At 32.4% G+C, this 15,399-nt stretch carries 11 protein-coding genes and 1 tRNA gene; 2 read left to right on the top strand and 10 right to left on the bottom strand.

Translation table 11 applies throughout. The features are described from left to right. Positions 1-35: 35 nt before the first annotated feature. Entirely contained in the window at positions 36-1,037 is a 1,002-nt protein-coding gene (locus ACYX4H_RS06320) for an NAD(P)H-dependent glycerol-3-phosphate dehydrogenase (RefSeq protein WP_475294881.1), read from the bottom strand. A 134-nt stretch (positions 1,038-1,171) separates the two neighbouring features. On the opposite strand from ACYX4H_RS06320, the gene ACYX4H_RS06325 reads away from it, so the two are divergent. Next, positions 1,172-2,110 carry a nicotinic acid mononucleotide adenyltransferase gene (locus ACYX4H_RS06325; protein WP_476238375.1) on the top strand — a complete coding sequence of 313 codons (939 nt, stop codon included), beginning with the start codon at positions 1,172-1,174 and terminating at the stop codon, positions 2,108-2,110. Positions 2,111-2,240: 130 nt separating this feature from the next. Here ACYX4H_RS06325 and ACYX4H_RS06330 read toward each other — a convergent pair whose 3' ends face one another. From ACYX4H_RS06330 to ACYX4H_RS06350, 5 genes are all read right to left on the bottom strand, one after another. Continuing rightward, positions 2,241-2,603: a methylglyoxal synthase gene (locus tag ACYX4H_RS06330; RefSeq protein ID WP_475294879.1), complete on the bottom strand. Its 363-nt coding sequence runs from the start codon at positions 2,601-2,603 to the stop codon at positions 2,241-2,243. Beyond that, on the bottom strand, positions 2,604-7,043 hold the full coding sequence (locus ACYX4H_RS06335) for a chemotaxis protein CheB (protein WP_476238376.1): 4,440 nt from the start codon (positions 7,041-7,043) through the stop codon (positions 2,604-2,606). 122 nt (positions 7,044-7,165) lie between these two features. Beyond that, the gene (gene nadD / locus ACYX4H_RS06340; RefSeq protein ID WP_476238377.1) at positions 7,166-7,744 is read right to left on the bottom strand and encodes a nicotinate (nicotinamide) nucleotide adenylyltransferase; all 579 of its coding nucleotides are present in this window, start codon (positions 7,742-7,744) and stop codon (positions 7,166-7,168) included. Between the two features lie 2 nt (positions 7,745-7,746). Continuing rightward, entirely contained in the window at positions 7,747-8,334 is a 588-nt protein-coding gene (gene gmk, locus ACYX4H_RS06345; protein ID WP_476238379.1) for a guanylate kinase, read from the bottom strand. 55 nt (positions 8,335-8,389) lie between these two features. Beyond that, positions 8,390-9,247 carry a YicC/YloC family endoribonuclease gene (locus tag ACYX4H_RS06350; RefSeq protein ID WP_475294875.1) on the bottom strand — a complete coding sequence of 286 codons (858 nt, stop codon included), beginning with the start codon at positions 9,245-9,247 and terminating at the stop codon, positions 8,390-8,392. Between the two features lie 119 nt (positions 9,248-9,366). On the opposite strand from ACYX4H_RS06350, the gene ACYX4H_RS06355 reads away from it, so the two are divergent. Then, positions 9,367-10,389, top strand: a complete 1,023-nt coding sequence (locus tag ACYX4H_RS06355; RefSeq protein ID WP_475294874.1) for a LacI family DNA-binding transcriptional regulator — start codon at positions 9,367-9,369, stop codon at positions 10,387-10,389. 67 nt (positions 10,390-10,456) lie between these two features. Here ACYX4H_RS06355 and ACYX4H_RS06360 read toward each other — a convergent pair whose 3' ends face one another. From ACYX4H_RS06360 to ACYX4H_RS06375, 4 genes are all read right to left on the bottom strand, one after another. Continuing rightward, positions 10,457-12,109, bottom strand: a complete 1,653-nt coding sequence (locus ACYX4H_RS06360) for a sodium:solute symporter (protein WP_475294873.1) — start codon at positions 12,107-12,109, stop codon at positions 10,457-10,459. A gap of 2 nt (positions 12,110-12,111) precedes the next feature. Beyond that, a complete protein-coding gene (gene xylA, locus ACYX4H_RS06365; protein ID WP_476238380.1) occupies positions 12,112-13,419 on the bottom strand; it encodes a xylose isomerase in 1,308 nt (435 codons plus the stop codon). Between the two features lie 2 nt (positions 13,420-13,421). Further along, positions 13,422-14,906, bottom strand: a complete 1,485-nt coding sequence (locus tag ACYX4H_RS06370) for a xylulokinase (protein ID WP_476238381.1) — start codon at positions 14,904-14,906, stop codon at positions 13,422-13,424. Between the two features lie 321 nt (positions 14,907-15,227). Beyond that, positions 15,228-15,309: transfer RNA gene (locus tag ACYX4H_RS06375), tRNA-Leu, on the bottom strand. Positions 15,310-15,399 lie beyond the last annotated feature (90 nt).

Raw genomic sequence — 15,399 nt, forward strand, 5'->3', positions numbered from 1 at the left:
AAACTAAATTACACCATACGTTGTAAACGTTAATTTTAATCTAATTTTTCAGTGAGTTTTTTAAATACTTTTTTTGGGTTTTTGTTTTCGTAAAGTATCTCGTAAACCGCATTAATAATAGGTAGCCTGGTTTTTTTTAAGTTTTTTTCATTAAGCAATTGCGCACTTTTTGCGGCATAATAACCTTCGGCAACCATATTCATTTCCATTTGCGCAGATTTTACAGTGTAGCCTTTACCAATCATATTGCCAAACATACGGTTACGTGAAAACGTAGAGTAACCCGTAACTAACAAATCACCTAAATACGCAGAGTTGTTAATGTTACGTTTCATTTTATGCATCTTCTTAATAAAACGGCGCATTTCTCTAATGGCATTACTCATTAAAACACTTTGAAAATTATCGCCATAGCCTAAACCATGAGCAATACCAGCAGCAATAGCATAAATGTTTTTTAGCATTACTGCGTATTCAACACCTATAATATCATCACTAATTTTAGTTTTTATGTAATCGGAAGATAAACTTTTAGCTATTATTTTGGCTTTAAGAGTATCAGAGCAAGATATAGTAAGGTATGATAAGCGCTCTAATGCTACTTCTTCGGCATGACACGGGCCTGCTATAACCGCTATATTTTCATAAGGTATTTTATAAATTTGATGAAAATGTTCGCCCACCAATAAGCCAGATTCTGGCATAATACCTTTAACTGCAGATACTATTATTTTGTTTGAAATATCAACATGTAGTTTTTCTAATTCATCATGTATAAATGCTGAAGGAATAACAAAAAACAAAACATCGGCCCATTCTGCAATTTCATTTATATCATTACTAAGCTTTAATTGCTCTAAATGAAACTCTACAGAACTTAAATAATTAGGGTTATGTTGTTCTTTTAAAATATGTTCTTTGGTATAAACACTACGCATATACCAACCAACTTCAGTAATATTTTCACACAGCATTTTCACAATGGCTGTTGCCCAACTTCCGCCACCAAAAACTGCGTATTTTAAAGGCTTTTCCATAAAAAGTTTGTCTTTTTTAGCTGTTCAAAAGTACACAAAATTATTAAAGGCAAAAGCCGCTTAATGTATTAATAACATTTTTTTGGCACAGGTTTTGAAATCTATTTACATGTAAACCCTAAAATAACGAGATTATGAAGACTGTAAAATTACTTTTAAGCTTTGTTTTAATTACCAGCTTATTTACATCATGTTATACCGAAGTTCATGTTGATGATTATGTTGAAGAACCTCCAATTTCAATAAATCAATTATTAAGCTCTTATGAATTATGGTATGTAGATATTAATGCCACACAAGGTTATGGTGAAACACCGTTTTTACAAAAGGCTTTTACAGTATCTTTTAGAGGTGGAGTGATGTATGCAAATAACAATATTGTTGGCTTGGGTAATAGCGGAAATGGCTTTGGAATTGATGTGGCTGAATATGATGCTTACAATATGATTTTAGATGTACAACATGATATTGATGGGTTTTCAACTTTTGATGTGTATCAAGTAGATGGAAATACTATTGAACTGTATAACCCAGATAATGATACATCATACTTTTTAAATGGTTACCAGCGTAGTAATTTTGATTATGATTTTGTGTTTTATGACAATATTCATTATTTCTTACAAGAATACGAGGCTTGGGAAAAAACATACACCAGTGATTTTGGAGCCATTAATGAGTTTGATAATGAAAACTTTTTAGCCTTTTTAGCTAACGGCAATGATTCTGAGTTTTGGAGTTCGCAAGATGCTTCGGGTACAAACGTAAATAATTTACAGTGGGATTATACTGGGGTTTATGGCGTTGGAAATGTAACAGGAAACATGTACTTAAAAACTTTAACATTAGATTATGATTTCTTCAACAATGAATACTTTGAATTGAGCGTTATTAATGATGTAACTATAGAGCTTTATCACCCATCATCTGAAACAGTGTATGAGTTTAAAGGAAGAGGTTACATACAGTATTTAAAAAATGCTGACAGTACAAGTAAAATAAAAGTAGAAAAGAAACGAAAGTTTAAAAATAAAAGGGTAGTTAACCCAAGAGAAAGTAAAAGAAGTATTTAAAATATAAGCAAAAACTAGTTTGCGTTAACACCAAACTTAGTTTCACAAATTTTTTGGTTGGTTATTTAGTTAAGAAACCGTTTAAAGTGTTGTTACTTTAGGCGGTTTCTTTTTTAAATAAAATACCAAGCTAAATAGCTGTAACCAATAACTCTGCGGTTGCAGGGTTTGTAGCAAGTGGCACATCATGTACATCACATAAACGCATAAGCATATTTACATCAGGCTCATGCGGATGTTTTTCAAGTGGATCTCTAAAAAAAATAACCATATTGCATTTACCCTCGGCAACTCTGGCGGCTATTTGGGCATCGCCACCCAAAGGGCCAGAAAGCATTTTAGTAACCTCAATACCTGCGTTTTCAACTTTACTTCCGGTAGTACCGGTAGATATTATGGTAATATTTTTTTCTTGAAATTTATTTTTATGTTGGTTTAAAAACTGAACCATTTCAGCTTTTTTACCGTCATGCGCTATTATTGCTATTTCCATTTAATTAGTCCATTTATTTAAAACTTCAAACAATTCTTCTTTTACAACAGGCTTTGTTAAAAAGCCAACACAACCTTTGCTGTAGCATTTTTCTTTTTCTTCTGGCATAACATACGCAGATTGCATGATAACTTTAGCCTCAGGGTTTATTTTTATAATTTCATCTAAGGCATCAATACCATTCATTTGTGGCATTCTTATATCTAGTAAAGAAATATCTATTTTAGGGTTTTCTTTGTGTGCTTTTATGGCCGCTTTACCGTTATTTGCAAAAAGTAAGTTGGCGCCAGTATTTTTAAGTACTATTTTAAACAATAGCCTTATTAAAGAGTCGTCTTCAGCAATTAAAATAGTTTTTCCTTTTAAAGATTTAACGGTTTCTAAATCTATTGCTTCTTTTTTGTCTGGTAGTATTTTACCTATTTTTAAAGGTATGTAAAACTTAAAGGTTGTACCAACATTAAACTCTGAGCTAACGGTAATATCTCCGCCTAATAAATTTACTAAACCTTTACAAATGGCAAGCCCTAAACCTGTGCCTCCGTAGTTGGCGTTATCATTATAATTAACTTGTTTAAAGCGTTCAAAAATTTCCATTTGCTTGCTTTTTTGTATGCCAATGCCTTGGTCTTTTACAAAAAAGTTTAGGTTATTTTTTTCAACAGTAAAACCAAATGAAATTTCGCCTTTGTTAGAGAATTTAAGTGCGTTGTTTAGTAAGTTAGAAATTATTTGTTGCAGCCTTTGCGGATCTGTTAAAATAACTAAATCTTTATATTGTTCTGGTATGTAAGCTTTAAAAGTAACTTCTTTTTTATACCTAGTGCGTTTAAGTTGGTTATAGGTTATTTCTAAATTATTAATTAGCTTAGGTACGTGGCATTGTTTGGTTACAATTTTAATTTCATTTGATTCAATTTTGGCAATATCAATAATATCATCAATTAAATTTAAAAGCTGTTTAGAGTTGTTATCTATAATTTCAAGGTATTTAAGCCTGTCATTGGTTGATAATTGATCGTTTTTAAGCAGCTCTGAAAATCCTAAAACACCATTCATAGGTGTTCTAATTTCATGACTCATATTGGCTAGAAAATGGCTTTTGTGTGCATTGGCAAGTTCAGCTACTTTTTTAGCTTTTATAAGTTCGCTTTCAGTAATTTTTTGGTCTGTAATATTTTGTGCTGCACCTCTTAAACCAATTACATCACCATTATTATCTAAAACAGTTTCACCACGTGCCCAAAGCCAACGTTTGTTGCCTTTTTTAGATATTATGTTTAATTCTACCTCATAAGGTATGCCTGTTTTTGATGTTTCGGCAACCGCATTTTCTAGAATTTTCCAGCTTTCATCGGTAAAAAAGGCTCTACTTTCGGTAAAGCTTGGTGCCGGTAAGTTGGGGTCGCAGTCAAAAATTTTATACAGTTCTATAGTCCATGTAACTTCATCTGTATCTAAATTTAAATACCAGCTGCCAATTTGGGTTATTTCTTGTATACGTTTTAATTCTTCGGTACTTTTTCTAAGCTCAATTTCACTTCTTTTCACTTTTGTTAAATCTGAAATTGTACCTGCAAATTCGCCTCTTTTAGGAGAAAAGGCATTAACAACAAAGTATTTACCTAAAGCATCTACATTGCCTTCAATGGTTCGTTTTTCACCAGAAAAAGCTATTTCGGCATAATTTTTAATCCATTTATTAGGTTCATTGGCTAGTTTAGGGAAAAACTCTGAAACCTTTTTTCCTCTAATATCAGTAACATCAATACCAGTTATTTTTTTGTATGCAGCGTTTACGGTTATGTATTCCCAGTCTGCGGGGTTGCCCTTTTCATCGGTAATTATTTTACAATGGAAAAACCCTTCGGTTAAGTTTTCAAACAGCATTTTGTATTTTAAATCTGTATGAGCTAACTCTTTTTCGGTTTCTTTTAGCTTGTTAATATTGTTAAATGTTATTACAACACCATCAATAGTTTTGGTGGTGGTAATAAACGGGCTAATTCTTTTTAAATAGAAATTATTGTCTTTGTCTTGTACTTGTTTCTCAATGGTTATGAGTTTGTCTAAAACAAGTTTAGAGTCTTCAATAATTTGGTTTCTAATGGTTTCGTTAAAGTTTGATGTAAAGCTAGAAAGTGTTCTTCCGTAGTCAGATTCTCTTAAATTAAAAACATCAGTTAATTCTGGTGTAAATTTTCTAATACGTAAATCGGTATCTAAAAACAAGGTGCCAATATCTGTATTATCTAAAAGGTTGGTTACATCATTACTTAAGTTTGTGAGTTCTTTATTTTTTTCTTGAAGCTCTGAATTTACGGTATATAGCTCTTCGTTAACAGATTGTAACTCTTCATTGGTACTTTGCAGCTCCTCGTTTGAAGCCATAAGTTCTTCGTTTGAAGATTGTAACTCTTCGTTACTGGTTTCAAGTTCCTCAACGGTATTTTGCAATTCTGTTTTTACAACAGCCAGCTCATTTTCTAAATCTTCTAAACGATGATTTGAAATTTCATCAGCAGTTATATTGCTTATTAACAAAGGGTTATCGTGGTTTATTGCAATTTCTTCGCTAAATTCTATTAAATAACAATCTTGTAAGTTAAACTTGTCGTTTGGGATATGGAATGTTAGGTTAAATGTGTAGTTATTGTTGTTAACTACATTGATAACATCTTTAATTATTATATCTTTTTTTTCTGTTTTTAGCCGCCTAATACCGCTTCTAATTATGGAGGCTATTTCAGGGTTTACAATTTTTAATAAATTATTTTGAAAAACGCCTTCTTGGTGTGATAGTTTTTTACCAGCATCACCTTTTATAAACAAAATATTGAAAAGACTATCTATAAATATTGCAGACGGACTATACTTTTTACTTAAATATTTATGAAACACAACATCGGGTGCCTCAGGCGATGAAATATATTTAGCAGGTTCTGTTATTTTAGTTGGTGTCTTATAAGCATATGTACTAATACGCTCTGATAGATTGTTTTTTGAAGGTGAAAATTTTTTGTTTTCAGATATGTTTTGATAAATTTTCCATTTTACATCAACGGGTTTAAAATATTTTGAAATATCTCCTAAAGATTCACTGTTTCCTAAAAATAAATAACCAGATTTGTTTAGCGCAAACTGAAAACTGTTGGTTACTTTATTTTGAATTTTATTATCTAAATAAATAAGTAAGTTTCTACACGAAATTAAATCCATTCTAATAAAAGGCGGGTCTTTTATTAGGTTATGGTTAGAAAATACAATACGCTCTCTTATACGTTTTAAAATACGAATTTTATCGCCTGTTTTTAAAAAATAATTTTCAAGGTATGTTTGCTCGATTTCATTAATAATATTAATATGATATGAACCTATACCAGCAATTGCAAGTGCTTTGGTATCAATATCTGTAGCAAATATTTTGTAATCTAGCTTTAATTTATGTGTGCGTATGTAATCATCTAATAAAATAGCAATAGAGTATACTTCTTCACCAGTAGAACAGCCAGCAACCCAAACCCTAACAGTTTCATGTTCTGGTTTGTTTTTACATACATTAGGTATTACAGTTTCTTTTAAAATTTTAAAGGCATCACTATCTCTAAAAAAACGGGTTACACCAATTAAAAAATCTTCTTTTAAAATTCGTTTTTCTTCTTCATTACCAGCAATAAACGATGCATAATCAAACAACTGTTCAATGTTGTTAATATTCATGCGTTTTTCTAATCTTCGTAAAAGCGTATTGCGCTTGTACTCTCTAAAATCTATACCAGAATGTCTAAAAATAATAGTTAAAATATCATTTACAATAGATTCGTTTGATTTGCTTTTGTGGAATTCTTTTGTAATAAGTTGTTTGTCTATTGTTTGCTTTTGAAAAAGTTCGGCTATTTTTCTGGGGCTTAAAACATAATCAATAGCATTAGTGTGTATAGCAGAGTTTGGCATTCCATCAAATTGGGTTGTTGTTGGGTCTTGTACAATGGTGGTGCCGTTGCCTTCTTTAATAGTTTTTATGCCTCTAGAACCGTCTGACCCTGTGCCCGATAAAATAACACCAATGGCTTTTTCTTTAAATTCTTCACCTAAGGTGTGAAAAAAAATATCTATTGGTAAATTTAAACTGTGTTTTGGACCTTTATTTAATAAATAGAGTTTATTACCTTTTATATGTAGGTTTTTATTCCTCTGGTTTAAATAAATAGTGTTAGGTTTAATGGTCTGCTTATCCTCGGCCGTAAAAATAGGCATATTGGTGTGTTTACTAAGCAGTTCTGGCATTAAGCTTTTAAAATCGGGTGAGAGGTGTTGAATGATTATAAATGCCATCCCAGTGTCATTTGGTATGTGGTCAAAGAGGGTTTGTATAGCATCCAAACCGCCTGCCGATGCACCTATACCAACAACATAGAAGTTGGAATTTTTACTTTTCATTATTTTGTGCTGAACTCTAGATTACTTTAGCTAAAATACTATTTTTTCGGTTTAAAAACATGTTTTAATTATTAAGTTTGAAAAAAATTCTTTCATACTTTTAAGGTGTTTTTAAAATTTTACTATTTGTAAAAATTCATTTCATCTAAATACGTCCAAACAGATTTTGATAATAGTGGTTGTACATTTTTGCCATTTTTTATGGCGTTGCGTATAAAAGTTGAAGATATTTCCATGATTGGGGCATCTATCATTTGAATTTTTGGGTGGTTGTTATATTGTGAGGTTGCGTTATCTTTTGAAATTCTTGGGTATACGTAAATATTGTAATTTTCTAGAATAACATTGGCATTTTTCCATTTATGAAAATGGTTTAAATTGTCTTCACCCATAATTAAACTAAATTGATGCTGCGGGTATTTATCTTCTAAATGCGCTAAAGTATTAATGGTGTAGTTTGGTTGTGGTAGGTTAAACTCAATATCACTGGGTTTTAGTTTTGGGTAGTCTTCGGTAGCCCTAAATACAAGTTCTAAACGTTGGTAATTATCAAGTAATGAGCTTTTCTTTTTAAACGGATTGTGTGGCGTTACTACAAACCAAATTTCATCTAAATTACTATATTCAGCCATATGGTTGGCTATAACTAAATGCCCAATATGAATGGGATTAAAAGACCCAAAGTATAACCCAATTTTCATAACTAAGAGTTTATAAATTTGCTTACCAAAGCTTCGGCATCTTTAAAGGCGTTTTCTAAATTATCGTTCACCACAATTTCATCAAACAAAGGCGCTGTTGCTAATTCTGCCGATGCTTTTGCAACGCGCATACTTATTTTTTCAGCACTTTCTGTTTGTCGTTTTTTAAGTCTAATTTTAAGCTCATCAATACTTGGTGGTTTTACAAAAATGGCTAAAGTTTGTTCAGGGTATTTACGTTTTATACGTAGGCCACCAGATACATCAATATCAAAAATAACATGTTTACCCATGGCCCAAATACGCTCTACTTCAGTTTTTAAAGTGCCGTAAAAGTTATCTCTATACACTTCTTCCCACTCTAAAAACTCTTCGTTTTTAATTTTTGTTTTAAAATCTTTTGCCGAAAGAAAATAATAATCTTTACCATCAACCTCGGTGCCACGTTTATCACGAGAGGTTGCAGATATTGAAAATTCTAAATTTAATTCGGATTTGCTTAATAAATGCCTAACGATGGTTGTTTTTCCAGATCCTGATGGTGCCGAAAATACTATGAGTTTACCTTGTTTTTTTGTGTTGTTTTCCAAAAGTTAGTTTTTTTGAATTGAATGAAGTTTGAATTAGGTTTATGTTTACTGCAAATTAAAGCACATTTAATAGTTGTTCTTTAATTTTTTCAAGTTCATCTTTCATTTGTACAACCAATTGTTGCATTGGTGCGTAATTACTTTTAGAGCCAATGGTGTTTATTTCTCTACCTATTTCTTGCCCAATAAATCCTAATTTTTTTCCGTTAGAATCTTTAGTTTTTAAGGTTTCAATAAAATAGTTTAAGTGGTTTTTTAAACGTACTTTTTCTTCGGTAATATCAAATTTTTCAATGTAATATACTAGTTCTTGTTCAAAACGGTTTTCGTCGTATTTTTCTTTTAATTCTTCAACACCTTTTAGTAAGCGTTCTCTAACGGCTTCAACGCGTTGCGGATCCATTTCTATTACTTTTTCTAGAATGTCTTCAATAGTTTTAATACGTTTTATAAAGTCTGCTTCTAAAACACTTCCTTCATCTAACCTGTAAGATGTTAGTTTGGTAACGGCGCTGTTAATTTCGGTTTGTATGGCTTTCCATTCGTTGTCGTCAATTTCTTCTCTAACGGTGTTTAAAGCATCGGGAAATCTAACCGCCATTTTTAGTAGCTCAGTGGTATCGCCATCAACAATGTCTTTTAACTGATTTATATATTGGGTTACTACGGGTTTGTTAATTTGAGATGATGAGTCTTCACCTGTAACTTCAACATATATAGAAAAATCTATTTTTCCGCGTACCAAAGCATTGGCCAATTGTTTTCTAATGGCTAATTCTTTTTCTCTATAAATAGAAGGCATTCTTGCGTTTAAATCAAGATTTTTACTGTTTAGAGATTTTAACTCTATAGTTATTTTTTTGGTAGGCAGTTGCAAAACAGATTTTCCGTAACCTGTCATTGAATAAATCATAAACGTGTGTATTAAGTTCTACAAAGGTAATTAAAACAAGTAAAGCGCATAAAATACTAAGCATAAGTAATAAATAAATTTAATAAATACCTAAATTAGCCTAATTTTCTGTTTTAAAAATGAAGAAGCGCATTACACTTAAGCATATAGCTAATGAGTTTGAAGTATCTATAGCAACGGTATCAAAAGCATTAAATGATAGCTATGAAATTAGTGCTAAAACTAAAGAAAAAATACAAGAATACGCCATGGCTCATAACTATAAGCCCAATAGCGTAGCCCTTAGTTTACTTAATAAAAAAACAAAAACCATTGGCGTAATTATACCCAATATTATGAATAACTTTTTTGCCAAAGTATTTGTAGGTATTGAGGAAAAAGCTGCTGAAAAAGGTTATAGTTTAATTTCGTGTATTTCAAATGAATCACATGAAAAAGAACTTAAAACTATGGAGCTTTTAAAAAATGGCACGTTAGATGGTTTTATAATTTCTTTAGCCGAAGAAACACAAGAAAAAGAGCAATATCAGCATTTAAAAAATGCAATAAATGAAGGCGTGCCTTTGGTAATGTTTGACCGTGTTACAGATGAAATTGCATGCGATAAAGTTATTGTTGATGATTTTGAAGGTGCGCGTCATGCTACCAACCATTTAATAAAAACTGGTTGCAAGCGTATTGCTTTAATATCTGTAATTGATAATTTAAGCGTAGGGAAACTAAGAGCGCAAGGTTATGAACAAGCACTAATTGAAAATAATATAGCTGTTGACCCTAAACTTATTGTGAAAATTGGTAAAAATGAAGATTTTGAAACTGCCATGAAAATTGTTCTAGCCGATAAAACTATTGATGGGTTGTTGTGTTTAGAAGAAAGCAGCGCCGTACAATCATTAGAATTGGTAAAACGTATGAAATACCAAATACCAGAAAATTTATCTATTATCTGTTTTACTAATGGGCCATTACCACAATATGTATCACCTAAAATAACAACTATTAGTCAGCATGCTAAATATATTGGCGAAACAGCAGCAACAATGCTAATAAAAAGATTAGAAAGCACCACTGAAATGCCTTTTGAAACCAAAGTGGTTAAAACCAGTTTAATTGAACGCCAGAGCACAAAAAAATTAATGTAAATAATAAAAAGCCCTACTAGAATAATACTAACAGGGCTTTTTAAAAAACTTAATTAACAAAAAATAATTACCCTGTAAAATAGCTTAAAACGCCAATTACCAGAATAACTAATATTATAGATAACACAATGTCAATTGTGTCATAACTTCCTTTGTTTTCTTGTTTCTGTTCTTCAGTAAGTGTGCCAAAAGATAAGCCAACAATAGCCTTATAATCTGGAGCGTTTGTTGCTAAACTTACCGTTATACAAAGTATCACAGAAAATATAAACATAAATATGGCCATATGAGCAAAGTTAATAGTGGCAAAACCATACATAATATTGCTCAATTCTTCTCCAGCAGCAATTTGCGGTTGAAAATAAATTTCGGAACCTAAACGCAGAATTAATAAAAATAAGCCAGCTAAAAGTGTTGTAATTGCAGCCTTGGCATTTACACGTTTCCAAATAATACCTAAAAGGAAAACTGCTGTTACTGGCGGTGCAATGTATGATTGTACATTTTGAAGGTATTGATACATAACACCTCCACCAATTTTTTCCATTATAGGAATCCAAATAATTCCTAAGATAACAATAAAACCAGTAGCAATTTGTCCAATTTTAACCAATTTAGCTTCGGTCATGTTTGGTTTTAATTTTTTATAAATATCTATTGTGAAAATTGTAGAACATGAGTTAAATACCGATGCTAACGAACTCATTAAAGCAGCCATTAAACCACCAGCTACTAAACCTTTTAAACCAACTGGTAAAAGTGTTTTTACAAGCATAGGGAACGCTCTATCTGCTTTTTCAACAGAAAACATTTCAGGATTTTGAATAGATAAAGCGAATGCGATAATACCAGGTATTAAGAAAATTAAAATAGGTAGTAATTTTAAATAAGCACCAAAAATAGCACCGCGTCTACCAATTTTTATGTTGTTAGCTGCTAAGGTTCGTTGTACAATATATTGGTCTGTACACCAATACCAGATACCTACAATAGTTCCTCCAATAAGAAGCCCTGTCCATGGAAATTGCGGATCGCTCATAGGGCGCCACATATTAAAATGATCTGGACTTACAGATGTTACAGTTTCACGTAATTGCCCCCATCCACCAACTTCTTGTAATCCTAAAAAGGTGATAATTATAGAGCCTAGAATTAGTATAACCGTTTGTAAAGTTTCTGTGTAAATTACAGCTTTCATTCCACCAACTACAGTATAAATACCTGTAAAAACTACAATGCCTATAGCGCCATACCAAAATGGAATTCCTAATAATTCAGAAACCACAATACCACCGGCATATATGGTTACCGATACTTTTGTTAACACATAAGCAACTAAAGAGAAAACAGATAAGAACCAACGTGAACGTGCGTCAAATCGTTTCTCAAGAAATTCTGGCATGGTAAAAGCCCCACTTCTAATATAAAATGGCAAGAATAACCAACCAAGAAGTAAAACTATCCAAGCATGAAGTTCGTAGTGGGCCATGGGTGTTCCAGATTCAAATCCTGTACCTGCAAGACCAACAACATGTTCAGAACCAATATTAGAGGCAAAAATAGAGGCACCAATTACAAACCAACCCACATTTCTTCCGGCTAAAAAATAATCTTCGGTGTTTTTGTTTTTTTGTAATACTACCCAAACAGCAACTCCAACAAGTGCTAAAAAGTAAATACCTAAAACTACCCAATCTAAACCTTCTAATACTGTGCTCATAATTAAATGTATTGGTTAATAATGTTTTCAAATAACTCTTGTTTACCACTAGTTAATGGTAATTCACCATTTTCTTTGGCAACATCAAAAAGCGTTTTTAAGTCTAATTTTCCGGCTTCAAAATCTTTTCCTTTACCAGAATCAAAAGAGCTATATCTTTTAGTTCTTAAGTTGTTGTATTGAGAAGAAGAAATTATTTTATCTGCAGTAATTAAAGCACGAGCAAAGGTATCTGCACCACCAATATGAGCTAAGAAAACATCTTCTAAATCTGTTGAGTTTCTTCTAATTTTAGCATCAAAATTAACACCACCGCCTTGTAAACCACCTGCTTTTAGGAATACCAACATAGCCTCGGTAGTTTCTTGAATATTATTTGGGAACTGGTCTGTATCCCAACCGTTTTGGTAATCACCGCGGTTAGCATCAATACTTCCTAACATTCCAGCTGCTGCCGAAACTTCTAATTCATGTTGAAAGGTATGTTGTGCCAATGTAGCGTGGTTAACTTCAATATTCATTTTGAAATCTTTATCTAAGCCATATTCTTTTAAGAACCCGATAGCCGTAGCAGCATCAAAATCATACTGGTGTTTCATTGGTTCCATTGGTTTTGGTTCAATAAAAAATGTACCATTAAACCCTTGGCTACGAGCATAATCTTTAGCAACGGTTAAAAATTGCGCCATGTGGTCTAGTTCGCGTTTCATATCGGTGTTTAAAAGCGACATGTAGCCTTCTCTTCCGCCCCAAAACACATAGTTTTCACCGTTTAAGGCAATTGTAGCATCTAAAGCTAATTTTACCTGTGCGCCTGCTCTAGCCACCACATTAAAATCTGGGTTGGTAGCAGCACCATTCATATATCTTGGGTTAGAGAAGCAATTGGCTGTACCCCAAAGTAATTTTTTACCAGTTTCGGCTTGTTTTTCTTTAATATATTCAACAATAGTTTGAAGTCTTTTTTCAGACTCAGCTAAAGTTGGAGCCTCTTGTACTAAATCAAAATCATGAAAACAGAAATAATCAAATCCCATTTTAGAAATGAATTCAAAAGCAGCATCAGCTTTGTCTTTAGCCGCTTGAATAGGGTCTGAAGCCTGATCCCAAGCAAAATTTTGTGTTCCAGGACCAAATGGGTCTGCACCTTGCCCGCAGAATGTATGCCAGTAAGCAATGGCAAATTTGAAATGCTCACGCATTGTTTTTCCAGCCACAATTTGGTCTGGATTATAATATTTAAACGCTAAAGGGTTATCAGATTCTTTTCCTTCGTATTTAATAGCATTAATGCCTTTAAAGTATTCCATTGTTATTTATTCTTTAATATAATTTCTAATTCTTTTTTCCAGTTTTCGTAAGCCTCTAGATATGGCGCTTTGTTTTCAGAAGGTTTATAGGTCATTACATAATCATTATTAGTAATATTAGTACCAAATTTTTCAAAATCACCATCGGTTAAACCTGCAGCTCTTGCAGCACCAACAGCACCTGTGGTGTTGTAAATTTCAATGTCATGACCAATTAGAGTGGCTACGGTTTTTGAGAAAATTTCGGCTCTAAATAAATTATCATTACCCGCTCTAATTACATTAATTTCAGCATTATCATTTTTTAAAATTTCCATGCCGTAAACAAAAGCAAAGGCAATACCTTCTAAAGCTGCTCTACATAAATGGGCGTTGTTATGAAGGTTTAGGTTGAAGTTTAAAAAATGGGCACCTACATTTTTGTTGTTTAACATGCGCTCAGCACCATTTCCAAAGGGAATAACGGCAACGCCATTAGAGCCAATAGCTACCTCAGCAGCTTTTTTGTTCATGGCTTCGTATGAATTTATGCCAATATTATCTTTGAGCCAGCGGTACATAATACCGCAACCGTTAATGCATAAAAGCTTACCAACAGTAGTGTTATTTTTAGTGTAATTTACGTGTGTAAAATGATTAATTCTTGAAGATTCTTTAGATTTTAAGGTGTTTGAAACCGCATACAATACACCCGATGTGCCACCAGTAGCAGCAACTTCGCCATTGTTGAAAATGTTTAATGATAGTGCGTTGTTTGGTTGGTCTCCAGATCTGTAATTAACGGGTACGCCTTCAGGAATTCCTGTATCTTCAAAAGCTTTTTTGTTAGTTTCACCTTGGTTGGTGAAATTCTCAACTATTGTTGGAGTTAAATTTTTATCAATACCATAATAGTTTAACAAAGATTCAGCTAATGAATCATTTTTATAATCCCATAAAATACCTTCAGATAAACTGTTTTTTGTGGTAACAATATTGCCTGTTAGTTTATAAGCTATATAGTCACCAGGCAACATGTATTTATAAATTTTCTTGTAAATCTCAGGCTCATTGTCTTTTACCCATTTTAATTTTGAAGCGGTAAAATTTCCAGGAGAATTTAGTAAATGTTCAGCACAAAAATCTTCGCCTAAATCTTTATGGGCAGCGTCTCCAATGGCAACGGCCCTACTATCGCACCAAATGATAGAATTTCTAAGCGAATTTCCATTTTCATCAACAATAACTAAACCATGCATTTGGTAAGAAATACCAATGCCTGATATTTTTGAGGCGTTAATACTTGTTTCGGTAATAACACGTTTTATGGCTTTACAAGCATATTGCCACCACATATTGGGGTCTTGTTCTGCCCAATCATTTTGTAGTGCCAAAATTTCCATTTCATTCTCAGGCTCGTTTAAACTTAATATGTTTTTGCCTGTAGCAGCATTTACTAGCGCCACCTTTACAGAAGAGCTGCCAATATCTAATCCTATGTAATACAAAATTTAGTGTTTAGTTGGTAAATTAAACCTGTTGAGGTTTGGTTTAATCATGGTTTTTGTAAATCTAAAAGTATTTATTTATTGGCAATTATTTAACAAAAATGTTTTAGTAACCTTTTGAATACGGTTGTATGCTTTTGAGCTTAAACTTAGCTTTGAAGAAACTTGAAGCTTGGAAACTATAGTAAAACAAGTGGTTTTGTTAAAATTAGTTTTATGGCTTTGTTGTTGTTTAACACAACTTAAACCTTTAAGTAAATTTTAATTGATATTACTAAAAATGAAAAGCTTCATTATAAAAATGAAGCTTTTTTTAGTTTGTACTCAAGGTGGGAATCGAACCCACACTTCCGAAGAAACTGGATTTTGAATCCAGCGCGTCTACCAATTCCGCCACTTGAGCGTTTAAGGAGAGCAAAAATAGTTTTTTTTTCAATATTAACCACAAAAATTATAGGTATAATGCCGTATAGGTTAAAATAAATGTATAAAT

This window comes from Seonamhaeicola sp. ABD4_340, from assembly GCF_056312135.1.